Origin of the sequence: Blautia sp. AF34-10, assembly GCF_003477865.1 — a bacterium.
GTDB lineage: Bacteria > Bacillota > Clostridia > Lachnospirales > Lachnospiraceae > Fusicatenibacter > Fusicatenibacter saccharivorans.
In genome coordinates, this window is sequence record NZ_QUED01000008.1 from 1 (window position 1) to 23,345 (window position 23,345).

General features: G+C 46.5%; 27 protein-coding genes and 4 pseudogenes. 24 read left to right on the plus strand and 7 right to left on the minus strand.

What is annotated here, in order from left to right; genetic code table 11:
* The 4 genes and pseudogenes from DWZ60_RS06470 to DWZ60_RS06485 form a co-directional block, all read left to right on the plus strand.
* Window positions 1-215, plus strand: a 215-nt coding sequence (locus DWZ60_RS06470) for a tyrosine-type recombinase/integrase (protein ID WP_147397729.1), incomplete at its 5' end; no start/stop codon positions are given.
* A gap of 250 nt (window positions 216-465) precedes the next feature.
* On the plus strand, window positions 466-810 hold the full coding sequence (locus DWZ60_RS06475; RefSeq protein WP_117814639.1) for a DUF3847 domain-containing protein: 345 nt from the start codon (window positions 466-468) through the stop codon (window positions 808-810).
* The gene (gene mobQ / locus DWZ60_RS06480; protein ID WP_119221416.1) at window positions 776-2,272 is read left to right on the plus strand and encodes a MobQ family relaxase; all 1,497 of its coding nucleotides are present in this window, start codon (window positions 776-778) and stop codon (window positions 2,270-2,272) included. The genes DWZ60_RS06475 and mobQ overlap by 35 nt, the downstream gene beginning before the upstream one ends.
* Window positions 2,269-2,684: pseudogene (locus DWZ60_RS06485) on the plus strand (AAA family ATPase); the annotation flags it as partial. The gene mobQ and the pseudogene DWZ60_RS06485, both read left to right, overlap by 4 nt.
* A 261-nt stretch (window positions 2,685-2,945) precedes the next feature.
* Here the strand turns inward: DWZ60_RS06485 and DWZ60_RS18625 are convergent.
* Together DWZ60_RS18625 and DWZ60_RS06500 are read right to left on the minus strand one after the other, a co-directional pair.
* A pseudogene (locus DWZ60_RS18625) lies at window positions 2,946-3,143 on the minus strand (transposase); the annotation flags it as partial.
* Window positions 3,144-3,320: 177 nt separating this feature from the next.
* Window positions 3,321-3,476: pseudogene (locus DWZ60_RS06500) on the minus strand (winged helix-turn-helix transcriptional regulator); the annotation flags it as partial.
* Between the two features lie 288 nt (window positions 3,477-3,764).
* Between DWZ60_RS06500 and DWZ60_RS06510 the strand changes: the two are divergent.
* Entirely contained in the window at window positions 3,765-3,887 is a 123-nt protein-coding gene (locus DWZ60_RS06510) for a hypothetical protein (RefSeq protein ID WP_442857796.1), read from the plus strand.
* Between the two features lie 95 nt (window positions 3,888-3,982).
* Here the strand turns inward: DWZ60_RS06510 and DWZ60_RS06515 are convergent, their stop codons facing one another.
* From DWZ60_RS06515 to DWZ60_RS06525, 3 genes are read right to left on the minus strand one after another with little or no spacing between them, the layout of a single operon-like run.
* Complete coding sequence (locus tag DWZ60_RS06515; protein ID WP_117804004.1) at window positions 3,983-5,008, minus strand: helix-turn-helix domain-containing protein; 1,026 nt, start codon at window positions 5,006-5,008, stop codon at window positions 3,983-3,985.
* Complete coding sequence (locus tag DWZ60_RS06520; RefSeq protein ID WP_055228485.1) at window positions 5,005-5,391, minus strand: ArsR/SmtB family transcription factor; 387 nt, start codon at window positions 5,389-5,391, stop codon at window positions 5,005-5,007. Before DWZ60_RS06520 ends, DWZ60_RS06515 begins: the two co-directional genes overlap by 4 nt.
* A gap of 53 nt (window positions 5,392-5,444) precedes the next feature.
* Entirely contained in the window at window positions 5,445-5,987 is a 543-nt protein-coding gene (locus tag DWZ60_RS06525; RefSeq protein WP_243002012.1) for an Rrf2 family transcriptional regulator, read from the minus strand.
* Window positions 5,988-6,114: 127 nt separating this feature from the next.
* On the opposite strand from DWZ60_RS06525, the gene DWZ60_RS06530 reads away from it, so the two are divergent.
* The 4 genes from DWZ60_RS06530 to DWZ60_RS06540 are packed head-to-tail and all read left to right on the plus strand — an operon-like array spanning window position 6,115 to window position 8,825.
* Window positions 6,115-7,095 (plus strand): NAD-dependent protein deacetylase, encoded by a 981-nt coding sequence (locus DWZ60_RS06530; RefSeq protein ID WP_173841546.1) that lies wholly within the window; start codon window positions 6,115-6,117, stop codon window positions 7,093-7,095.
* Window positions 7,092-7,553, plus strand: a complete 462-nt coding sequence (locus DWZ60_RS17965) for a hypothetical protein (RefSeq protein WP_243038236.1) — start codon at window positions 7,092-7,094, stop codon at window positions 7,551-7,553. The genes DWZ60_RS06530 and DWZ60_RS17965 overlap by 4 nt, the downstream gene beginning before the upstream one ends.
* The gene (locus DWZ60_RS17970) at window positions 7,550-7,972 is read left to right on the plus strand and encodes a hypothetical protein (RefSeq protein WP_243038237.1); all 423 of its coding nucleotides are present in this window, start codon (window positions 7,550-7,552) and stop codon (window positions 7,970-7,972) included. The genes DWZ60_RS17965 and DWZ60_RS17970 overlap by 4 nt, the downstream gene beginning before the upstream one ends.
* Window positions 7,973-7,988: 16 nt before the next feature.
* Window positions 7,989-8,825 (plus strand): NAD-dependent protein deacetylase, SIR2 family, encoded by an 837-nt coding sequence (locus tag DWZ60_RS06540; protein ID WP_117509141.1) that lies wholly within the window; start codon window positions 7,989-7,991, stop codon window positions 8,823-8,825.
* Window positions 8,826-8,992: 167 nt separating this feature from the next.
* Here the strand turns inward: DWZ60_RS06540 and DWZ60_RS06545 are convergent, their stop codons facing one another.
* Window positions 8,993-9,346 carry a winged helix-turn-helix transcriptional regulator gene (locus DWZ60_RS06545; protein ID WP_055187091.1) on the minus strand — a complete coding sequence of 118 codons (354 nt, stop codon included), beginning with the start codon at window positions 9,344-9,346 and terminating at the stop codon, window positions 8,993-8,995.
* Between the two features lie 154 nt (window positions 9,347-9,500).
* Here DWZ60_RS06545 and DWZ60_RS17975 point away from each other — a divergent pair, with 154 nt between their 5' ends.
* The 11 genes from DWZ60_RS17975 (at window position 9,501) to DWZ60_RS06600 (ending at window position 18,039) form a co-directional block, all read left to right on the plus strand.
* Entirely contained in the window at window positions 9,501-9,743 is a 243-nt protein-coding gene (locus DWZ60_RS17975; RefSeq protein ID WP_242998468.1) for a hypothetical protein, read from the plus strand.
* Complete coding sequence (locus DWZ60_RS17980) at window positions 9,683-10,003, plus strand: flavin reductase (RefSeq protein ID WP_243038238.1); 321 nt, start codon at window positions 9,683-9,685, stop codon at window positions 10,001-10,003. Before DWZ60_RS17975 ends, DWZ60_RS17980 begins: the two co-directional genes overlap by 61 nt.
* 254 nt (window positions 10,004-10,257) lie before the next feature.
* Window positions 10,258-11,175 (plus strand): radical SAM mobile pair protein B, encoded by a 918-nt coding sequence (locus DWZ60_RS06560; protein ID WP_118594679.1) that lies wholly within the window; start codon window positions 10,258-10,260, stop codon window positions 11,173-11,175.
* A gap of 302 nt (window positions 11,176-11,477) precedes the next feature.
* Complete coding sequence (locus DWZ60_RS06565) at window positions 11,478-12,368, plus strand: LysR family transcriptional regulator (RefSeq protein WP_022462480.1); 891 nt, start codon at window positions 11,478-11,480, stop codon at window positions 12,366-12,368.
* A 113-nt stretch (window positions 12,369-12,481) separates the two neighbouring features.
* Complete coding sequence (locus DWZ60_RS06570) at window positions 12,482-12,676, plus strand: DUF4224 domain-containing protein (protein ID WP_022462481.1); 195 nt, start codon at window positions 12,482-12,484, stop codon at window positions 12,674-12,676.
* Window positions 12,677-12,696: 20 nt separating this feature from the next.
* A complete protein-coding gene (locus DWZ60_RS06575; RefSeq protein ID WP_117760428.1) occupies window positions 12,697-14,040 on the plus strand; it encodes an MATE family efflux transporter in 1,344 nt (447 codons plus the stop codon).
* A gap of 138 nt (window positions 14,041-14,178) precedes the next feature.
* Window positions 14,179-14,343, plus strand: coding sequence for an oxidoreductase Fe-dependent alcohol dehydrogenase family (locus DWZ60_RS19425; protein WP_022462483.1), 165 nt, complete (start codon window positions 14,179-14,181; stop codon window positions 14,341-14,343).
* 467 nt (window positions 14,344-14,810) lie between these two features.
* A complete protein-coding gene (locus tag DWZ60_RS06585) occupies window positions 14,811-15,827 on the plus strand; it encodes an O-acetyl-ADP-ribose deacetylase (protein WP_055228478.1) in 1,017 nt (338 codons plus the stop codon).
* A 189-nt stretch (window positions 15,828-16,016) separates the two neighbouring features.
* Entirely contained in the window at window positions 16,017-16,667 is a 651-nt protein-coding gene (locus DWZ60_RS06590; RefSeq protein ID WP_055228477.1) for a vWA domain-containing protein, read from the plus strand.
* A 4-nt stretch (window positions 16,668-16,671) separates the two neighbouring features.
* Window positions 16,672-17,706 carry an alcohol dehydrogenase gene (locus DWZ60_RS06595; RefSeq protein WP_055228476.1) on the plus strand — a complete coding sequence of 345 codons (1,035 nt, stop codon included), beginning with the start codon at window positions 16,672-16,674 and terminating at the stop codon, window positions 17,704-17,706.
* 153 nt (window positions 17,707-17,859) lie between these two features.
* Complete coding sequence (locus tag DWZ60_RS06600; RefSeq protein ID WP_119188740.1) at window positions 17,860-18,039, plus strand: hypothetical protein; 180 nt, start codon at window positions 17,860-17,862, stop codon at window positions 18,037-18,039.
* A gap of 49 nt (window positions 18,040-18,088) precedes the next feature.
* On the opposite strand, the pseudogene DWZ60_RS20675 reads toward DWZ60_RS06600, so the two are convergent.
* A pseudogene (locus DWZ60_RS20675) lies at window positions 18,089-18,924 on the minus strand (4Fe-4S binding protein).
* Window positions 18,925-19,555: 631 nt separating this feature from the next.
* On the opposite strand from DWZ60_RS20675, the gene DWZ60_RS06610 reads away from it, so the two are divergent.
* The 4 genes from DWZ60_RS06610 to DWZ60_RS06630 all read left to right on the plus strand — a co-directional run bounded on the left by DWZ60_RS06610 (window position 19,556) and on the right by DWZ60_RS06630 (window position 23,017).
* Entirely contained in the window at window positions 19,556-20,857 is a 1,302-nt protein-coding gene (locus tag DWZ60_RS06610) for an MFS transporter (protein ID WP_119221417.1), read from the plus strand.
* A 174-nt stretch (window positions 20,858-21,031) separates the two neighbouring features.
* Window positions 21,032-21,178 carry a hypothetical protein gene (locus DWZ60_RS17250; RefSeq protein ID WP_158576337.1) on the plus strand — a complete coding sequence of 49 codons (147 nt, stop codon included), beginning with the start codon at window positions 21,032-21,034 and terminating at the stop codon, window positions 21,176-21,178.
* Between the two features lie 211 nt (window positions 21,179-21,389).
* Window positions 21,390-21,605: a hypothetical protein gene (locus tag DWZ60_RS06620; RefSeq protein ID WP_022462490.1), complete on the plus strand. Its 216-nt coding sequence runs from the start codon at window positions 21,390-21,392 to the stop codon at window positions 21,603-21,605.
* Window positions 21,606-22,021: 416 nt separating this feature from the next.
* The gene (locus DWZ60_RS06630; protein ID WP_117509129.1) at window positions 22,022-23,017 is read left to right on the plus strand and encodes an asparaginase; all 996 of its coding nucleotides are present in this window, start codon (window positions 22,022-22,024) and stop codon (window positions 23,015-23,017) included.
* Window positions 23,018-23,345 lie beyond the last annotated feature (328 nt).

A 23,345-nucleotide genomic window follows, 5' to 3' on the forward strand; every position in this document is an offset into this window, starting at 1 on the left:
CAAAAACATTAGAGGGATTTGAAGGCTTTCATTTCCACCAGTTACGTCACACCTATACAAGCAACCTTTTAGCAAATGGAGCAGCCCCAAAAGATGTGCAGGAATTGTTGGGACACTCAGATGTCAGTACCACAATGAACGTCTATGCTCACTCCACAAGAGATGCGAAACGAAAATCGGTTCGGCTTCTTGATAAAGTGGTGGGCAATGACTAAAAATTTCCCTTATTTCCCTTGTGATTATCTCATAAGGGCAAAAATAAGGGAAACTACATATCATTTCACTAATGGACATGCGGGAAAGCCTATAAAATAGGGAAAGTTAGAGAGATAATTATATAAATTTCAGTTTGTCTAACTGAACACAAAAACCGAATACCGAAAATCAGACCGTTGACTGGTCGCACTATGCGAAAAGTTGACGGTCTTTTTTTATCCGCAAAATCAAAAAAGGAGGTCAATTACAATGACAAAACCGAAAACTCTTGAACAGCTTCGAGCCGAGACGCAGCTTGCACAGGAACAGCACAAGCTGGAGCGTCTGGAGAACAGAAAGAAGTATCTGGAGAAAGGCGAACGCACCAAGCGCACCCACCGCCTTTGCAATCTGGGCGGAACGATTGAGAGCCTTGCCCCGGAGGTCAAAGATCTCACACGCACCGAAATGACAGAGCTGATGGAACACATCTTTTCCCTGTCCGAAGTCCAGCGAGCCGTCCGTCACATGGCGATTACCCATATCAGCCAAGCAAACAGAGAAAAGGAGTTGAAAGCCGATGGCACTATTTCATCTAAGCGTCACGCAGACTAAGCGAAGCGCAGGACAGTCCGCTATCGCTTCTGCTGCCTACCGAGCCGGGGAGCGATTGTATAGCGAGTATTACGGCGAATACAGCGACTACACCAGAAAGGGCGGCGTGATCTGCTCTGACATTCTCTTGCCGTCCCATGCACCGCCAGAATACGCAGACCGCCAAACCCTATGGAACGCCGTGGAAAAAGCCGAGCGTGGAAAGAACGCCCAGCTTGCATACAGCTTTGACATTGCCTTGCAGAATGAATTTTCCCTTGAGGAAAACATCGCTCTTGCAAGGCAATTTTTATTGGAGAACTTTGTGAGCCGTGGCATGGTGGTTGACTTCGCCGTACACCAGCCAGACCGGGAGGACGGCGGCGTACCCAATCCGCATTTTCATGTGCTTTGCCCCATCCGCCCCATCGAGCAGAACGGCAAATGGGGACTAAAGCAACGCCGGGTGTATGAGCTGGACGAGGACGGCAACCGTATCCGAGACGCAGACGGAAAGTTTGTGTTCAACGCCGTTCCCACTACCGACTGGGGCAGTCCCGAAACGCTGGAACATTGGCGTGAAGCATGGGCGGAGCTATGCAATGCCAAGTTTGCGGAAAAAGGTATTGATGTTCGTATCGACCACCGGAGCTATGAGCGTCAGGGCGTGGAGCTTTTTCCCACCGTCCATGAGGGCGCAACCGTCCAGGCAATGGAGAAGAAAGGCATACGCACCGAGAAAGGCGAGTTCAACCGCTGGATCAGAGCCACCAATGCCGTTATCCGGGACATCAAGAAGAAAATCGCTCTCCTGTTTGATTGGATTGCCGAAGCAAAAGCGGAGCTTGCCAAGCCGCAGGCACCCGACCTTGTTTCGCTGCTGAGCGCCTATTACACCCAGCGCAGAGCCGGGGCATATTCGCAGAAAGGCAAGGCCAGCAATCTAAAGGAGATGAACGAGACTTTCAATTATCTCCGGGCAAACGGCATTTACTCCCTTGAAGATTTGGAAAGCCGTGTCAGCGAACACAGTGCTGCCACAGAGAGCTTGAAGAAAACGCTGGACGAACAGACCGCCCGAATGAAAGCAATTAAGCAACTCTATGACAGCTCCGCCGCTTTCCAGAACTTGAAGCCTGTCTATGACGGCTTGCAGAAAATCAAGTTTGAGAAGCCCAGAGCCAAGTACAAGGCAGAGCATGAAGCGGAACTGATACAGTTCTACGCCGCCAGACGAAAGCTGACCGAGGAGTTCCCGGACGGCAAGGTGGATATGAAAAAGCTGTCCGACGAGTATGACGAGCTGGAACAGGCACACGAAAGCACCTACGGCGAGTTTAAGGCTGTCAGAGACGATTTACACCGCCTTTGGAAGGTCAAGTCATGTGTAGATACTGCCGCCCGATTTAACGAGCGTACAGAGGAACAAAAGCTCCAAAATCGACCCCAAACACGACAGAAAAAGGAGGAACTATCCCGATGAATTATACCCAAGCGCAGATTGACCGGGCAAATGCCGTCAGTCTGGAAGATTTTCTCCGCACACAGGGAGAGACACTGATAAAAAGCGGACGAGAATACCGCTGGAAAGAACATGACAGTCTGACCGTCCGGGGAAACAAGTGGTTTCGCCACAGCCAGAGCAAGGGCGGCTATCCCATTGATTTTGTCATAGAGTTTTACGGCAAGTCCTTTCCCGAAAGCTGACAATTATCCAGGGGAATCCCGGCGAGGGCAAGACCTACTTTGCCATGCGCCTTGCGGCGGCTTGCACCAATCGAAAGCCTTTGCCCGGTATGGAGACACTTGAACCTTTCAATATCATCTATCAGACCGCCGAGGACGGTCTGGGCGATACGGTCAAGCCCCGATTGATGGAAGCAGACGTAGCCCTTGCGCTGTAATTCTTTTTCAAGTTTTCTGCGTTCTTTCTCAGAATCCTTAAGTTCGCGGTTAAGCCGGGAAGCTTCTTTAGCGATGCCACCATTGGCATTCATGCAGGCATCTTTCCAGGCTTTGATCTGCTCGATATAAAGACCTTTTTTACGGGCATACTCGGCAAGTTCCGTTTCATTCATACCTGCTGTTTCAACAACAACTAAAAATTTATCCTGTGTACTCCAGCCATCAGGAACAGCATCCGTACCAGGAGCAGCATAGCCTTCCTTTCTGGCTTTATCCCGCCAGTTACGAAGTGTCTGTTCAGAGATTCCTTCTTCTCTGGATATCTTGGTAATAGATTCATTGTTTGGTGGAAGCATCCTCCTGAGGAGTGCATCCTTTAATTCTGGACTATCCTTTCGACATTTGCCCTGTCTCTTTTTTTGCCAATACCATAGACAGTTTTCTTTCATTTGCTGTTGTCTCCAATCTCCATACACTGATATGGATAAAGCCTGCCAAGTATCATGCTGATACAGCACCCGGCAGTGCTTTCTGAAAATATGGTTTCTCTGTACTTTTTCTTATCACCCCAGAGATGTAGGATTTCTCACAGGCGGCAGTGTGCTTCACTGCTCCATTGGAAGTTGTCACTCTGTCAGTCGATTCTCCTCGCCCCAGACACAGAGCTGATCCAGCACAGTCATCAGCGTTTTTCCTCGTTCCGAAAGCGTATATTCCACCTTCGGCGGAATCTGCGGATACTCGGTGCGGACGATCAGTTTATCCGCTTCCAGCTCCTTGACAGTCTACATCTGCATTTTTAAAAATATGCGTTTCAAGATTTTTTGAAAGTAAGCGCAAAATAATTCGACGGATTGTGTTGCCCTAAAAATCAATTCATAATAATCATTAGAGAATGCAAGCATTTCACTTCATTTTCTCTTGCTTGAAATGATAGATGCGAGCATTTTACTCTATTCAAGTTATCCCTGTGTGTTAGGATAGTTGTCAGTGAAAGATAATTACTTTTGTGGTAGTATGTAGCTATCACAGGAAGGGAGCTTTCGCTATGAACTATGACGAAGAAGGCGATGGATAAACTGATTACAAGGAAGGAAGCAGCCAGTATACTGGGAATCAGCGTAAAAACACTGGATGCTGTAAGAACAGACGGTTTGATCTCCTATGTTCAGTATGTGGAAAACGGCTGCTGATGCAGTCAGCACAGATTAGGATGACAACGCTGATCGACTATACATCAAAAGTGAAGAACTTGGCTTTGTTGGCAGTAGTCTACCAGAATTTTTCATTACAGTGTTTTGCTAAAGGAATCCGATGGAGCTATACCCTGGATTTTTCTGTATTCTCTGGGTGACATTTTGACTATAGACTGAAAAGCGCTTGAAAATTTTCCCTGGGTTTGGTAGCCTACCTGGGAAGCAATATCCGCGATAGTGTCATTTGTTTCCCGTAATAATTTCATAGCCTGACGCACTCGAAATTCCTTCATATAGGTGGCGATAGGCTGGCCGTAGACTGCCTTGAATATCTCCTTTAGAGTGGAGGTATTTATCAAATACTGTTTGGAAAGTTCTGCGATCGTAAATCGTTGATCCAAGTGCTCTGTCAACTGTTGATGAATTTCTTTTATCAATTCGGTTTGCTGGGAGAAGTATTGAGTCAATTCTTTATGCTCCGATTTCATGTTGCTCAAATAAATCAAAATTTCCAGCACCTTTAATTTCAAGAGGGAAATTCGAACGGATACAGGAGCAGAAAAGAGTGGGGCAAAAATGTGCTCTAAATCGGAACAGGACGGGATTGCGGATGGTTTTCCGGAGCAAAATCGATCCCGTAACTGGTCTGCCTCCACACCGGCATTCTTTAAAACTTCCGGGCAAATGGAAGAGAGCTGTTTCAGATCCACGGAAATGGAAATTCCCTCTGAATATCCTAGGGGAAACATCATGGCGGAATCCGCGCAGCAGGCCATACTATGTGCTGTCACATCACCTGTACCTAAATAGACGGCAGTACCGTCTTGCATATTCCAACCCACGCGACCACTGCGACAATAGTAAATTTCTAAAACAGAATCCGAAGCATCATGCTGAAACTTGATCTCTGAAGCAAGAAAAACATTGAAGGATACCTCTATTCCAGGAAAAGTTTCATATGCCTCCATAACCCCTTCTTTTCCAGCGGTAACCGCTCGAAACTGTTCTCCAAAGAGTGTGGTACCCGTTCCGCCAGCCCGGCAATGCTTCAAGGCGAGGGTGCCGTTTGGAATCTTTTGAAATTTTTGAGCGATAACTTTGGATTCTTCTTTTTTCATGGCGTTCCTTTTTGTTTTTCTACTTGCGACGGACAGGCGATTTTTACAAGCCACTCAATCATATGATGGAAATTTCGGGCCTGCTCGGTATCGGCCGCTTTATAATAGACCTCTTTTCCGTCCCGGCGGCTAACGATCAGACCTGCTGATTTCAACTGCTTGAGATGGTGAGAAACTGCAGGACTGCTCATATTTACCATGGCTGAAAGATTGATAACACATTCCTCACAGTGGCAAAGCAACCAAAAAATGCGAATACGGCTGCCATCCCCCAGCTGCTTGAAAATATCAGCTACGGTTTGAAAGTTTTCTACGCTGGGCATATGTTCCAGTTCCTGCTCGATAGTTTGTCCGTGGTCGTGTGGTAAGGGGTTCTGAATCATTTAGCACTCCTCCTTAAAGTCTATCTTACCATAGGCTGAAGGAAAAAGAAACTTTACTTCTGAAATATTTCTGGTTCAGGACCAGCGTCATGGGTGTAATCCAAGATACGGACACCATCACCTATCTCTTTCTGCACTAGCTCCCGCATACGTTTGGCAAAAGGACAGGGGTAACCAATGGGAGTCATGTGATATTGTTCCAGCACATCTTTCAACGTGATTCCTTGCATTCTTTGTTCCGCTGTTTTTTGAATGTCCAAGTAAAAATCCCGCAGCACCAGTTGAATATTTACACCCACGCCACAGGCAGGATTGGTGTGGATGTCCTGATGGAGCAGGGGCTTGTTGCCCTCTACTGCCCGATAGGCATCCAGTGGAGTGATTTTCTCCGGCTCACGAGCCAGAGCAGGTCGGGGATGTCCCTTCACGCTGACCAGCAGTCCTCCCTTCCGCAGGGCGGACATGAGCTGGCGCACATAGGCAGGATTCGTCTGAATGCTCTCTGCCAGCTTGTTACTGGTCAGGTCGCAGTCTGGGTACAGAGCGATAAAAGCCAGAATATGAACAGCATCGCTAAGGCGGGTAGAATATTTCATAGCCTGATCTCCTTTTTTGCTTTGATGTTATTTTTATTATAACAACATATTGACAGTGACGCAAGAGGATGCTAAAATAATTTGAAGTAAGAATAAAAATAACATCCACTTGAAAGGAATGGTGACAATGAACTTCTATGATGATCTGGTCATGCAGACCCAGATGAATTATTCCAGGCACTATCATATCTATGCTTCCGGCGGTACGCCTTATCAGCTGACTGACAAAAAGCCGCTGCCGTATAGCGAACAGATCCATCGTTTGGTACAGGAGGTAAAGGAAGCTGACTGTGTGGTAGTGGGCGGGGCCTCCGGCCTGTCCGCTGCCGGTGGTGGAGATTTTTACTACGAGGACAACGACTCTTACCGCAAATACTTCCGCCCTTTTGCCGAGAAGTACCACTTCAAAGGTGCTTTTGCAGGGATGATGCACCCCTGGAAGACAAGGGAAGAGTATTGGGGGTATCTCGCCACATTCCTTCACACCACCCAGACCGCACCTGTGCGTCATTCCTATTTGGATTTAGACGCTTTGCTGAAAGGCAAGGACTTCTTCATCCTCACCACGAACCAGGATACCCAGTTTGTCAAACTCTACCCGGAGGAGAAGGTGGCAGAGATTCAGGGGGATCACCGCTTCTTCCAGTGTGCCGCCTGTTGTACCGATGACACTTGGGATGCGGTAAAGCCGGTGGCTGATATGGTAGCCGCTATGGGGAGTGACACGAAGATTCCCACGGATCTCATTCCCCGATGCCCCCACTGCGGCGGCGAGGCATTCCCTTGGGTGCGAGGATATGGGAATTTTCTGCAAGGAAAGAAATACGAAGAACAGTACGAAAAAATTTCTCGCTATGTGCTGGAACACAAAGACAGCAAAATTCTGTTCCTGGAGCTGGGCGTGGGCCGAATGACTCCCATGTTTATCCAAGAACCTTTCTGGAACATGACCCTCAGCTTTCCCCATGCTCGATATATTGCTGTCAACAACAAGTATGACTTCCTGCCCAAGCAGTTGGAGGACAAGGGCATGACCATTGTGGCCGACATTGCTCAAGTGCTGCGGGATGCACGGGATACCATGGACAGCGGAGATAACGATCGATGAGGGTTGCAAACCAAGCGACGCTTCAGGAACTTGCCGAGCGTATTGATCAAGCAGATGCTGTTGTGATCGGAGGCGGCTCCGGCCTGTCAAGCGCGGCTGGATACGACCACTACCATTGGTCCCCGGCACTTTCGGAGGCATTGGCTCCCTTTCGCGAACAGTATGGCTTTACCTCTCCGCTGGCTGGATTCTACCATTGCTTTTCCAGCTATGGGGAACAGTGGGGGTATTACAGTCAATATATCCGCTTCATGTGGGAAGCCCCTACTGGGCAGCCCTATCTGGACCTGCAGGCGCTTGTTGCGGACAAACCTGCTTTTGTTCTGACCACCAATGTGGATCAGCAGTTTTTTCGAGTATTTCCCCAGAAACAAATTTGCGCCTTTCAGGGAGACTTTAGCTACTGCCAATGCAGTCAGCCTGCCGGGATGATATTGGGGAAAACCGCGAACTGGTGAAGGAACTGACTGGTTGCCTGGCAGGTGTTCGCCTGCCGGAGGAGGCTGTTCCTCGTTGCCCGGATTGCGGGCGGGTGCTGGTGCCCTGGGTACGAGATGATACCTTTCTGGAGGGAACCTTCTGGCAGGATAGTCTGCATCGCTACCATAGATTCCTGCGACACTGGATAATGGATCAGTCCGACAAAAAAGTCCTGCTGTTGGAACTTGGCGTGGGTGAGATGACACCCAGTATCATCAAATTACCCTTCTGGGAACTTACTGCCAAAAACGAAAACGTCTTTTATGCATGTCTTAATCGAGAGGCAGCTCATAGGCCAGAGCATCTGCGGGGACGCAGCCTGTATCTGCAAGGAGATTTGGCGGAAACTCTGGCTGCCCTCCGGCAGGAGCGATCCATCGCAGCAACCATAAAATAGAAAGGAGCGAACAAATATGATTGATTGGAACCCTATTGCGAAAAAATTCAGAGAAGCGGACGCTATCCTGATCGGAGCCAGTAACGGCCTGTCCATCACCGAAGGACTGCATTTGTTTGCGGACAATGCGACTTTTGAAAGACTGTTTGGGGATTTCAAACAAAAATACGGCTTACGTTGTATTTTGCAGGGCATGATGGCCGGATGGCCCAGCGAGGAGGAAAAATGGGCCTTCTGGGCCCGGCTCATCCATCGTTACTGTGGGCAGTACCAGCCTACGCCGGTGATGAACGATTTGAAGGCCATTGTAGGAGAAAAAGATTACTTTGTCGTCACATCAAACGGAGAAGGTCACTTTGAACTGTGTGGCTTCGATCCGACGAAAATCTATGAGATTGAGGGCAACTGGATTACTATGCAGTGTGCCCGCCCCTGCCACGATACCCTCTATTCAAGTTTAGAGGTGGCCGAAAAATTATCGGCTGCCGAACAGGGCGGCCATGTGCCTACAGAGTTGGTGCCGCGTTGTCCCAAGTGCGGAGGTCCCATGGACATCCACATGGGCGCGGGTCAGAGAATGATCCCGGATGCCGCTGCCCAGGCACGGTTCCAAAACTTTCTGAAAACCTACCACGGAAAGAAACTGGTGGTTCTGGAGCTGGGCATTGGCTGGCGCAATCAGCTGATCAAGGCCCCGATGATGCGCCTGGTGGCCGGCGAGCCAAACGCCACTTATGTGACCATCAATCTGGGGGAGATCTACATTGCGGACAATATCAAAGAGAAGTCCTTCGGACTGGACGGGCGGCTGGATGAGCTGCTGCCTGCTCTCCGGGAGGCGTGTGAGGTATGACGATTTCGGAGCAGGTTCAAAATGACTATACAAATGCATAAACTCTCATGAATCAGGTTGCTTCCTGAATCCTTTGCAGCAGTAGAGAATGCATAAAAAGCCGGGAAGTTGACTCAAATTGTCAATGCCTCCCGGCTATTATCAGGCAGATATTAATATAGTTAGAATCATGGTATATATTTCATTCCCCATTGGGAAATGGCGTAAAAGACCGGCAGCAGGTCCCGCCCTTTTTCGGTGAGGGAGTACTCCACTCGCAGAGGCATTTCATTATATTGGATACGCTGAACCAATTCGTCCGCTTCCAGCTCTTTCAGCGCGTTGGTCAGAGCTGTGTTGGTAATGGGTTTGAGAACTTTTTTCAGTTCCCCAAACCGCATAGGACACTTGATGCACAGTTCATAGAGAATTTGGAGTTTCCATTTGCCCTGCAGCATTTGAACCACCGGCGTGACCGGGCAGTTTCCCTCGCCGGTTAGAATGACACTGCCAACCTTTTCTTTGAATTCTTCATAAGTCATAATTGGATCGTTCCTCGTCTTTTGCAGTATATTTTTTGATACCAGGTATAAATAATTTGCGTACTTGAACAAAAATTACTATCAGATATAATAAATATATCACTGGTTGGCCATACAGTCAACGACTGAAATCTCTTAGAAAGGTCTGAATTTTATGAAAGAACTGAACATTATGGAGGCTACTGTTCTGACCTCCCCCAATCCGCTGACACTGATCTGCTCTAAAAAGGAGGATGGTTCTACGAACCTGGCTCCCATTTGCTTTGTGTCTTACCTCTCCTTCAATCCGCCTATGGTGGCTTCGCCACTGGCAAACAGTCCCACACCGGCAAGCGTGTGCGTGAGACCGGCAAAGTCATTGTCACTGTTCCCGGTGAGAGTCTGGCAGGCGCAGTAATGGCCTGCGGAGCATCTACCGGTGCCGAGACCGACAAGGTGGCCGCCAACAACATCGAGATGATGGCTGTGGATGGCAGTGATATCCAGATTCCGGTGGATACTCGTCTGGCGATGGTGGCCACCCTGCAGCAGTCGGTGGAAGTTGGCGACCATATCCTGCACATATGTCAGGTGGACAAGTTCCTGGGCGATGAGGACAAGAAGGGGCTGTATGCCTGGAACGGCTTCGGGAAAGTTGCGCCTGCGGTAGAAGGCTAAATCTTAAAACGGAAAGGAGGCATCAGCGGTGGCCGTTTGTATTAAATTGAGTGGATCGTCATTGGGACTGAGACCGGACATAGGAAGGGCAAAGCCGTATCGAAACCGGAATGGGTGTGGAACCTGACACATCAGGCCCATGAGCTTGGCATCCCTGTATTTATGAAGGAAGATCTGCTTCCTATCATGGGAGAGGCACAGATGGTACAAGAATTTCCCCTGGCTTTTTACCGGGTATTGGAGGAACAGAAGACATGACAGAAGTAAAAGAGAGCAGCATTCTGATTCAGGATGTAGAAACCAAAAATATTATGACAAAATCCGCCCTGCCGGTGGGAGGCTATTCCGTCAATCCTTATGTGGGCTGTACCCATGGCTGCAAATACTGCTACGCCTCGTTTATGAAGCGATTTACCGGGCACACCGAACCGTGGGGGACATTCCTGGATGTGAAACATTGGCCAGCAATCAAAAATCCGCAAAAATACAAAGGGCAGCGCGTAGTCATCGGTTCAGTGACCGATGGATATCTGCCCCAGGAGGCTCAGTTTCAGAACACCCGAAAGCTTCTTGAACAGCTCCGGGGCAGTGAGGCAGAAATTCTCATCTGTACCAAGTCGGATTTGGTAATCCGTGACATCGACCTTCTGAAAAAATTGGGAAAGGTCACGGTCTCTTGGTCGATCAATACATTGGACGAAGGCTTTAAAAATGATATGGACAATGCCGTCAGCATCAAGCGACGGCTGGATGCCATGAAGCAGATCTATGATGCGGGCATTCGCACCGTCTGCTTTATTGCCCCTGTCTTTCCGGGTATCACGGATTTTGAGGCTATCTTCCATCAGGTCAGAAATCAATGCGACCTGATATGGTTAGAAAATCTAAATCTGCGAGGCGGATTCAAAAAAGACATCATGGACTATATTTGTAAAAAATATCCTGACTTGGTTCCGCTGTACGACGCTATCTACAACAAGGGAGACAGAAGCTACTTCCGTGGTTTGGAGGATCAAGCGGAACGGCTGGCGAAAGAAAACAGCTGTCCCTTCGTGGACAACGAGCTGCCCTACGGCCGGGCAGAGCCTGGGCACCCGGTCATTGTGAATTACTTTTACCATGAGGAAGTGCGTGGCTCGGAAAACAGCGGGCGACGCAACCCAAAAAAATAATTTGTGAAATAAATGGGTTCTGACATGGAGCTGTGCTTCAATGTCAGAACCTTTTTTAGCACTGTTTACCCATTCAGAAGTTTTCTTATCCCTCTTGGAAGGACTTGTACTCCGTCCATTGTTTTTCGATTTTCCCCGCTCTACAATGTAGACAGAACGATTAAATGATAGGTGTTTATCAAGTTTTACATAAAATTATATTACCGGTAAGCATACGATGAGCAGATGTTTTTTATTGCCTTTCGAGTATAGATACGTTATAATATACTTATTAAGCATGATGAATTTGGGAGGTATTTTTCGTGGAAATTAGAGTTCTTCGATATTTTCTGACTGTAGTAAGGGAAGAAAGTATCACAAAAGCCTCAGAAGTTTTACATATCACGCAGCCGACACTTTCACGTCAGCTTGCACAGATGGAGGAAGATATTGGTGTAAAGCTGTTTGATAGAGGGACACGGAAAATCAAATTGACAAATGAAGGAATACTTCTTCGCCGTCGTGCGGAAGAAATTTTGCAGCTTGTAGATAAGACAGAAAAAGAATTAGTGGAGCAAGAGGAACAGGTGGAAGGTAAAATTTCCATTGGGTGTGGAGAAATTGCTGCTGTACAACTTCTTCCTAAAATAATTGAGTCCTTTCGTCGGAAATATCCCCGTGTTACTTTTGACATTTTTACAGCCACAGCAGATTTGGTAAAGGAACAAATGGAGAAGGGACTACTGGATATTGGTTTGCTTCTTGAGCCGGTTGATATGGAAAAATATGAATTTATTCGCTTGAATATAAGGGAAAAATGGGTGGTTCTGATGAAATCGGATGATCCACTCTCCAAGAAAGAAACGGTAAGCGCAAAAGATTTGTCTGTACTGCCTTTGATTCTTCCTAGGCGTATGAATGTGCAGAGTGAGTTGGCAAGTTGGTTTGGCAACTACTATGAGAAACTGGATATTGTTTTTACCAGCAATTTAAGTACGAACAGCGCAATTATGGTGAATGGAGGCTTGGCATATTCATTGGTGATTGAAGGGGCTGTACCGTTCTGGAATCAATCAAAGGTTACATTCAGACCGCTTGATCCGCCACTTACAGCAACAAGTGTATTAGCATGGAAACGTGGTCAGCCGTTTAGCTTAGCAACCACAAAATTCATCAAACATATTCAATGCTTTTTAGGCATGGACAAACCATAAAAACTAAGTATTTGATATAATTCAATTAGAAAATTATAATATAGGTGTAGAGATAAAGCAAACAGCTTTAATTTCTGCACCTATATTTTTTATTGAGGAGGGAGTGCCATTTCATGAAACCGGATTATGATTCCCGTATAAACGCCGGATTAAGCAAAGAAGAAATCGCAAAAATTTCAGGATGCGAAGATCAAGAAATGCAGATAAGGATGTTGCGAAAATATCGGTACAAATTGCTTGATGAGGTACATGAAAAGCAGCAGTCACTTGATGCAATCGATTATATGATCTGTAAAACAAAAAAATAACAATAAGAGGAGGAAAAGGCGTGAATCAGCAAACAACTCTGTTTTCAAACGAGAAGTTGATGGCTATGATTATTCCCCTGTTTTTAGAGCAGCTGCTGATAATGCTTGTAGGGATGGCGGACACACTGGTGGTCAGCTACGCAGGAGAAGCGGCAGTATCCGGTGTTTCACTGGTAAATCAGTTCAATACTATTTTTATTTATCTGTTTACAGCATTGGCATCTGGAGGGGCGGTTGTGATCAGCCAGTATATTGGTAGAAAGAAAAATGATGACGCTGGAGAATCCGCCAGTCAGCTTCTTTCATTTTCTGCGATTTTTTCCATACTGATCGTAGTGATGGTTCTAATTGGAAATGAAGGGATGCTTCGTCTGATGTTCGGTAAAGTGGAAGATTCTGTGATGCACTCTTGTATTACATACCTTAGGATTTCTGCATATTCCTATCCGGCATTGGCGGTTTACAATGCTGGCGCTGCCCTTTTTCGCAGTATTGGAAAAACCAGTGTGACCATGTATTTGTCGGTAATTTCCAATATCATCAATGTTATTGGAAATTTCATTGGTGTACTTGTTTTGCGTGCAGGTGTTGCAGGTGTTGCATACCCTTCACTGATCGCTCGGACATTTTCAGCCGTGATGATTACAGTACTTTGTTTTCAGAGAAAAAATGAAGTGTTCTATCGCTGCAAGTGGATTTTCCGGTGGAATGTGGATTTCATGAAACAAATTCTAAAAATCGCTATTCCAAATGGGATGGAAAACGGTATATTCCAGTTAGTCAAAGTAGCATTAAGCGGTATCGTTGCACTTTTTGGAACATATCAGATTGCTGCAAATGGTGTTGCACAAAGTATCTGGTCATTGGCTGCGCTGGCGGGAGTCGCTATGGGTCCCGTATTTATAACGGTCATTGGACAGTGTATGGGAAATGGGGATGCAGATGCTGCGGAGCATTATTTTAAGAGATTGACAAGAATCACATTGCTGATTTCATCGGCATGGAATCTTTTGATTTTTCTTCTGACTCCATTCTTTATGAAATTTTATGCTTTGCAGCCGGAGACCAAACGGCTTGTAATCTGGCTGGTTTTAATCCATAACGTGTTTAATGCAGCAGCATATCCCTTTTCCGGTGCGCTTAGTAATGGGCTGCGGGCAGCGGGTGATGTGAAATTTACCATGTATGTTTCGGTTATCTCCACGATAGCGGTGCGTCTGCTTTTATCATGGCTCTTGGGAATTGTTTTGAAAATGGGCGTGATCGGGATTGCTATTGCAATGGTTTGTGACTGGAGCATTCGGGCGGTCATTTTCTTCTGGAGGCAGAAGTCCGGAAAATGGAAAACATTTCAGGTGATATAGATTCATTTATAATAAGTTCAATATCGGTATATTATGCCTTATGGTCTTAGCAAGTTTTGCCGTTTTGCTGTGAATGTGTGGGAGGTCAATCCTGCTGGAAAAGCTGATGAACAGGTTGCCAGAGAAGGGCTTTCCTGTATGGAAGTTTGGATGAAAGAACTGGGACTTACAATGAATCTCCATGAGTTGGGGGCAACAGAAGAAATGTTGCATGGTATTGCAAATGGAACCATCATCATGGAAGGTGGATATAAGGTGTTGAATCATGATGAGGTATTGGAGATTTTGAAGAACAGTTTGTAAGCATTCAAGTAGGAGCTTTTATAACGATAATATAATAGAAAAAGGCAAGTGCTGTGAAAGAAATTTTTCTTTGATGTTGCTTGTCTTTTTTTAATTCATCACTTGACATTGTGGCAAAGAAATCCTGAAAGGGGACGAGTAGAAAAAAGAGCAGCTGCATGAGCAGGAAGAAGAAAATAGACAGAGCAGTTGATGATGTGGAATGTCCGGTGCAGTGTGGGTGTAATGCTCATGCTACATCGGACTTTTTTCGAAAATGATTTTTAATAATGTTGATTTTCAACTACTTTTAACTCAAATATTGCATCTTAACTTAAAAAGAGTTAAGATTGCAAGTAATGACATGGAATATCTCGATAAAGTTCCTAGAGTCAAGAATCAAAGTGTTTTTAAAGAAGCTTATGTTATGGGATATTTTATTTACTAATGTTGATTTTCAACTGCTGAACGAATGGGAGGGGTGCTTCATGCCGTTGCAAATGATCAGAAACGATATTACAAAAATGAACGTTGACGCAATCGTCAATGCTGCCAACACGTCCCTTTTGGGCGGCGGCGGTGTGGACGGCTGCATTCATCGTGCGGCCGGACCGGAACTGCTTGCAGAATGCCGTACGCTGCATGGCTGCGAAACCGGCAGTGCAAAAATTACAAAGGGATACCGTCTGCCCTGCAAATATGTGATCCATGCAGTCGGTCCGCGCTGGCGGGATGGCAGGCATCGGGAGCAGGAGCTTCTGGAATCCTGTTATCGGACATCTTTGAATCTGGCGAAAGAAAATGGCTGTCAGTCTGTAGCCTTTCCGCTGATTTCCTCCGGTGTTTACGGCTATCCAAAAGACCAGGCTCTGAAGGTTGCAGTCGATACCATCAGCGAATTTTTGCTGGAAAACGAGATGATGGTCTATATCGTTATTTTTGACCGAAAGACATATCAGATTAGCGGAAAGCTGTTTGATGACATCGCAGTGTACATAGATGACAGGTATGTGGAAGAACATACCGACAGGAGGGCAGAACAGAGTCGGTGTTCCGAAGCATGGCAAGAGGAATCCTGCTTTGAAGCTGCATCTGTCCCGCTGCCGCCCGAAGCAATTTGTAAATCCTGCAGCAGTCAGTCTCTGGAAGAGGCGCTGGGGCAGATGGATGAGAGCTTTTCAGAAATGCTGCTTCGAAAGATTGAGGAAAGCGGTATGACGGATGCACAGTGCTACAAGAAAGCAAATATTGACAGGAAGCTCTTCTCAAAAATCCGTTCGGATAGATTCTATAAGCCATCCAAACCTACGGTGCTGGCATTTGCCCTCGCTTTGGAGCTGCCGCTTGCCCAGATGCAGGAGATGCTCGGCAAGGCAGGATTCACATTGTCCCATTCAAGTAAATTTGACATCATTGTAGAATATTTTGTCGAACGGGGAAACTATAATGTGTATGAAATTAACGAGGCACTGTTTGCCTTTGACCAGAGTCTGATCGGAGCATAAGAACAAAGAAATGTCGCTTTCCATGCGACCACTCCACAAAAGAAAATCGCTATACTATGACTGTAAGGTACAAAACCGAGCAGCCATATGCGCGTGTAATGAGCCAAAGTTCGAGCTTGCTCGAAACCTTGGCGAATACCGCGACAGCGAGCCCGCAAGGGCGAGATCTTTTTGGAGGAGGACAAGCATATGAGAAAGAATTTAACAGAGATCGTTTTTATCTTAGACCGCAGCGGTTCCATGAACGGACTGGAACGGGACACCATCGGCGGATTCAATTCTATGATTGAGCAGCAGAAAAAAGCAGAGGGCGAAGCATTGATCTCAACGGTACTGTTTGACAATGTGAGTGAAGTCCTGCACGACCGTGTAGATGTAAAGAAAATCCGACCGATGACCGACCGGGATTATACAGTTCGCGGATGCACAGCGCTCTTAGATGCCATCGGCGGTGCGATTCATCACATTGGAAATGTTCATAAGTATGCAAGACCGGAGGATGTACCGGAACACACCATGTTCGTAATCACTACGGACGGAATGGAAAATGCCAGCCGCCGGTACAACAGCGAAAAAGTGAGGCAGATGATCGAGCGGCAGAAAGCGAAATACGGTTGGGAGTTTTTGTTCCTCGGTGCTAATATTGACGCGGTAGAGACCGCAAGCCAGTTCGGAATCGGTGCAGACCGTGCAGTCAACTATCAGTGCGACAGCGAAGGAACTGCGTTGAATTATGAGGTGGTCAGCGAAGCAATCAGCTCTGTCCGGTGCAGTGCCCCGTTGAACGCAGACTGGAAAAAACGTATAGATGAGGATTATAAAAAACGTGGAGGAAAATAGAAATATGCAGGCGTATACCTACGTTTCAAAAGGAAAATTCGAATTAAGAGAGAAGCCAAAACCGACCCTGATGCAGGAGCGGGATGCTATTGTCAAAGTGACACTCGCCAGCATTTGCTCCAGCGATCTGCATATCAAGCATGGCAGCGTTCCGCGGGCAGTACCCGGGATCACGGTTGGCCATGAGATGGTGGGGATTGTGGAAGAGGTTGGAAAGGCAGTTACCAAGGTAAAACCGGGAGACCGGGTGACAGTAAACGTGGAGACCTTCTGCGGTGAATGCTTTTTCTGCAAGAAAGGGTATGTGAATAACTGTACAGATGAAAATGGCGGTTGGGCGCTGGGCTGCCGGATTGATGGCGGCCAGGCGGAATATGTGCGTGTGCCCTTTGCAGATCAGGGACTGAATAAGATTCCGGATGGCGTTACGGATCGACAGGCATTGCTGGTGGGCGATGTTCTGGCTACCGGTTACTGGGCAGCGCGTATTTCAGAGATCTCAGAGCAGGACACGGTGCTGATCATCGGAGCCGGCCCCACCGGTATCTGTACCCTGCTTTCGGTAATGCTGAAAAAACCAAGACGGATTATTGTGTGTGAAAAGGATAAAAATCGTCTGCAGTTTATCCGACAGCATTATCCGGAGATTTTGTTGGTTTCTCCGGAGAAGTGTGAAGCGTTTGTACGGGCAAACAGCGATCATGGGGGAGCTGACGTTGTGCTGGAGGTTGCGGGGGCGGAAGCTACCTTCCGTCTGGCCTGGGAATGCGCGAGACCCAATGGTCTGGTGACGGTGGTTGCTCTTTATGATCAGGCACAAATCCTGCCGCTTCCGGATATGTATGGAAAAAATCTTACCTTTAAAACCGGAGGGGTGGATGGCTGTGACTGTGAAGAAACATTACGGTTGATTGCAGAGGGAAAACTGAACACAGAGCCGCTTATCACCCATACCTATCCCTTAGAAAGGATAGAGGAAGCCTATGAACTCTTTGAAGGTAAGCGGGACGGTGTAATTAAGGTAGCAGTAGAATGCTAAAAGAAGATATAGATAATTCCAATCATTAATGTACTATATATGGTATGATAATGATTGGAATTTTGTTATAACAGGGGGATTTCCAACCATTAGTATATACGATCCATGAAAAATCAGGTAAAATTATGTATAGGTAATTAAGGGATCGGTTTTATGAATCCGCTGGGTCCGGATGTGGCGACAATCCGTACTTCTGGCTGTATCGTCTTTTCGCATGGAGCAATGGCTGCCGGAGGATTTGCCGGAGAATATGAACGATGGATGGATATGGCAGATCTGCCGACCGAAGAGGAAGAGAAGGAATTAATTGCCACGCTGTTTTCTCTGAGCTGAATGATCTGACGGCTGAAGCGAGGAATAAATTTACGGAAGAGAAAAACGGTTAATGCAGTGCTTTTGAGGGACAAACTTTCGTGCATTCATAGCAGAGAATACACTCTGTTCCGTTTTTCCGCTTGCGGGTTTCCTTATTAACCTCCACGTTCATGGGGCAGACCTGCAGACACTTCCTGCAATGGACACACTTATCCTCATCACAGTGGACGCGCAGAAGAGAAAAATAGCTCATAGGTTTGAGAAAAACCGTAATGGGACACAGGTACTTGCAGAATGCCCGGTTATCTTGAAACAGGAAGGCGAACACAATACCGACAAGGTAATAAAGCGCATTTCCGGCCAGGAAAAGCCAGAACATGATTTGCTCCAGATGTGCCACATGCATCAGAAACAGCCCAGACACCAACGCCAGAGACAGAAGAAACATCACATAGCGAAGGAAGCCCAGCTTTTCTTTTCGTGGCTTCTGCGGCTGATTGTAGGGCAGAAAGTCCAGCACCATAGCTGTCCAGCAGGCGTAACCGCACCAGCCACGCCCAAAAAGCAACGGTCCGAAAATTTTTGCAACCGCGTAGTGGATAGTTGCTGCTTCGAAAACGCCGAGAAACAGGTAGTACCAGAACCTTCGATCTGCATATTTTCACGGGAAATCACGCCAAGGTACAGCAACATATAGCTGCCCACCGCCAACTGGACGAAATGCCGGGCATACCGTTTCCCGGCGGTAAACAGTGCCGTTCCAAGCCCAAGGCAGGCTCCGATGTAGCTGAAATTCAGCAGATAGAAAAAATTGTCCTTTGTGAGCCACAGCGTAACTGCCACTGCTTCAAACAGCAGAAACAGCAGCATAGATGGCACGTATTTGTGAAGTCTGTTTGGGATTTTCGTCATCTCTTTGATCCTCTGCTTTCTTATTTTTTCTCAATGTACGGACTGCCAGGCCGGTGCAAGAGCGTGTCTGGTATCTTAGCATAAGTATAGCAGAGAAATAAAAAAATAGTAATCAGATTCTTATAAAACATCTGCAAAAAAAAGTGAAAACGACTACAGGCGCAGACGGTTATGACCGCCTGCGCCTGTAATCGTTTGGAGTCATGCCAGACTGTTTTTAAAAGCTGTCTGGAAATGGCCTGGACTGGAAAAGTTTGATGTATTCCTATGCATAGGGTATAATATCTTTAGGAAAAAAGATATGATTACGAAAACAAAATATTCCGCAAACATGATAGAGAAAGCAGGTATGCTATGAAAAGAAAAATTATGATTGCTGCAGTGGCAGCTGCTGTGATTTTTGCGGTGATTGCGATCCTTTCCGTTTTGGCGCAGACACCGGCATTAATCTGAAAAATCGAAATGATCTGCTGTGAAATTTCCGGCGGATCATGGAAGGATGGGAAAACTGGCGTTTCGCAAATGATTTTGCCTGTTTTCATATAAAAAATACTTTGAATATCAAGAAATCTATGCTACACTGATACTGCATGACAAAATAAAAGAAAGTGGGGATTGGAGTATGAGTGGTCTGTTTCGTGCTCTTCATCGGACAAAAGTGTTTCGAAATCTGACGGAGCAGGAGTTTGCATGGGTTTTATATGATGTGGGAAATTCGGCATTTATTATGCTTGCCTGTTCGCTGATTCCGATCTGGTTTAAGAGTCTGGCAATCGGTACAGGGCCGGGAAAAATCAGTTCGGATCAGGCGACGGCGTATTATTCGATTGCCATTTCCATTGTTACGGTGGTGGTGGCACTGATCGGTCCTGTCTGCGGTGTGCTGGCGGATCGTAAGGATAAGAAAAAGATCTTTTTTACCACAACGGCAGGTCTTGGCATCACAGGATGTGTGCTGAATGGCGTTGCAACGAGCTGGGTGCTGTTTCTGGTCATTTATATTATGACAAGAGTCTGCTATAATGCATCGCTGACGATTTACGATTCCATGTTGAATGATGTGACAACGGAGGAACGTATGGATGAGGTATCCTCCTATGGCTATGCGTGGGGATACCTGGGATCCTGCATTCCGTTTCTTGTAGCACTGATTGCTTATGTGTTGGGGCCGGATATGGTCGGGGTGTTGCCGGATTTTGTCTCTAAGATGATTGGCTTTTGCGTAACGGCTCTCTGGTGGCTGGTGGTGACGCTGCCGTTGCTGAAGGAGTATCGGCAGAAGAATTACGTGGAAATGAGAACGGTTACCGTCGGTCAGACATTTGGAAAAATATTCAGAACTCTGAAAAAAATCGCAGTTTCGGACCGGAAAGTATTTTTCTTTCTGATTGGATTCTTTCTCTATATTGATGGGGTCGGAACTATCATTGACAACTGCATCAACATCGGAACCGATCTGAACCTGAATACGGTCGGACAGGTTGTTTTCCTGCTTGCCACGCAGGTTGTCGCTTTTGGAGGATCTCTGTTTTTTGCAAAACTGTCGCGGAAAAAAGATACGGTATCCCTGATTCTGATCTGCATCGCAGGCTATTTTGTCATCTGCCTCTATGCGCTGACACTGCGGACGCTGGTGCACTTTGCGATTCTGGCATTTGGAGTGGGATGCTTTCAGGGATCGATTCAGTCGTTGTCGCGGTCGTATTATTCCAAAATTATTCCGGCGGAGAATTCGGGAGAATATTTTGGCATCTACGATATTTTTGCCAAGGGCGCTTCCTTCCTTGGATCTGTAGTCATTGCAGTTGTAAAGCTGGCGGGAGGAACGATCAACGTAGCGGTTGCATGTCTGGCGGTTTTCTTTGCACTTGGATTTGTTTTTCTGAAAATTGCAGACCATCAGCCGATGGCGGGTGAAAAATAAAAGATACACAGCATAAAAAATCTCAAAACCAGGAGAACAAGAGCAACTGGTTTTGAGATTTTTTGCTTTTGACTCCGGGGTTTCACAAAGAGAGGTTACGTGTTACGATAATCAGTGAGTCGGGCTGCTGGGAATGTGGCTGCCTGAAAAAAGCACAGACAGGATGAAAAAAATATGGAACAGACCAAGAAACTGGCATTAGGCATTCTCGCCCATGTGGATGCGAGAAAAACGACGCTGGCAGAGGGAATTTTATTTGTGAGAAGAACCCGGAAGCTTTTGAAAAATTTGAAGCCGCATTCCCCAAAAAGGAAAAGCTGAAACTGCTGGGGCAGCTGTTCTGATTCGAGCGATAAAGTTTGGCAGCAGAACGATGCTGAGGGGTAAGCAGGTGTGTGATAAAAGGAGAACAGGACAATGGGGGAATCCCGTGTCCTGTTTTTTTGCCCCTGAAAAGTGGAAATTTCCTATCCCCTCTGCATACAATACAGGTAGAGTATCTTTTCAAACCCGTTCAGAAAGGATGATCATTATGACGAAAGGCATTGTAAAAATAAAGAAAAACCGTGCATTTGTAGAGCAGCAGAACGGCGAGGTGGAAGTGGCTTCCGGGCAGTATGTGTATCTGAAAGTGGAAAATTGCTGGATTCCGGTGGTGGTGCGGTATTCGGCGCGGAGGAAGAAGTGGTATTTTAAGTATCTCGAGGAAATCCCGGTCTGCGGGCAGAAGGTGTTGCTGAAGGCGTAGCCGGTAAAGGGCGTTTCACGTATGTTTAACATGTGTTTAATCTTTCTGAGTCAGAAATTCATTATGCAGCTCCTGGATTCTGCGCTGTTCGGCAGCTTCCTGTTTTTCACGCTCCGATCAATACGAAGATCCCGCAAGCAGAGCGCAGATCAGCGTCAGACCGAAAACAAGAAGAAAAGAATAAAGATATGGATGACCGGGATGATTTTCATGATTCATAGGAAGCCTGGCTTTCTGAATGTAAAATTCGTAGATAAGGATTTTCTGTGTCTAAAATTCAGTATAGCAAACGGAATTTTTCGCGTCAATGGAAAGGATTGGTTTCTCGATTTCCAAATTCATCATTTACGCCGTCCCCAAAGTCTGCTAAGATAAAGAAAACTTGTTACCAAACGAGAAAACAGGAGTGATTTACATTGAAAAAGATTTTATTTATCGCAACCGGCGGCACAATCGCTTCGAAGAAGACGGAAAATGGTCTGACTCCGCAGATTACGCCGGAGGAGTTATTGTCTTATATTCCGGAGGTGGAAGGCCTCTGTGAGATTACGGCGGTGAATCCGTTTAATCTGGACAGCTCGAATGTGGTTCCGGAGAACTGGAGCACGCTGGTGAAAGTGGCGAAGGAGCATTACGAGGATTACGACGGTTTCGTCATCGCGCACGGAACTGATACGATGGCGTACACCGCGGCGGCGCTTTCCTATATGATTCAGAATTCGGAAAAGCCGATCGTCATCACCGGAGCACAGCGGCCGATCAATTTGGATATCACGGATGCAAAGACAAACCTGTCCGACAGCTTTTATTACGCCTGTGATGATGCATCCCAGGGTGTACAGATTGTGTTCGACGGAAAAGTCATCGCGGGAACGCGCGCGAAGAAGGTGCGGACGAAGAGCTACAATGCCTTTTCCAGCATCGATTTCCCGTACCTTGCGGTAATACAGGACCGCCGGATTCTGCGGTATCTGCCGATGCTGCCGTATGAAAAGCCGGTTCGTTTTTATGAAAACTTAAGCGATAACGTTTTTCTCTTGAAACTGATCCCGGGAATCAGCCCGGTATTGCTTCCGGCGATTTTTGAGCACTATGATGCGATCATTGTGGAGAGCTTCGGTGTCGGCGGTATTCCGGCGAGCATCAAGGAGCCGTTTTACGAGCTCTGCCAGAAGTACCCGGAAAAACTCATCATCATGTGTACCCAGGTTTCTCACGAGGGAAGCGATATGACCGTCTATGAAGTCGGCCATGAGATGAAAACTCTGTGCAACATTCTCGAGTCATACGATATGACCCCGGAGGCAGTCGCAACTAAAACCATGTGGCTTCTCGGCAACCGTCCGGATGATCATGAGAGCCGGGAAAAAGCATTCTATAAACCGATCAACTACGATACGGTCTGGAAATAAGAAAAAGAAAGACGGCAAAAAGGCTGTCACGGTCCGCAGGAAAGAAATGTTTCTGCTGGCTGTGAACGCCTCTTTTTCTTTTTGAGGAAAAAGAAATTTTCCACAAAATTTTCAGACAGTACGGACGCAAAATTGATTTTTATTGGAAGAATTGTGCAAATTTCATAGAAAAATCAGAAACAGGTTGATATCTTTTGAATATTTTAGTAGAATTGAATTCATGATGCAGTGCGGAAAACGGCGGATTTTGGATGACGAATCCAACCGCTGGTTACAGTTACAACATATGTCGATATCGAGGAGACACCGACCGGCATCCGCTTAAAGA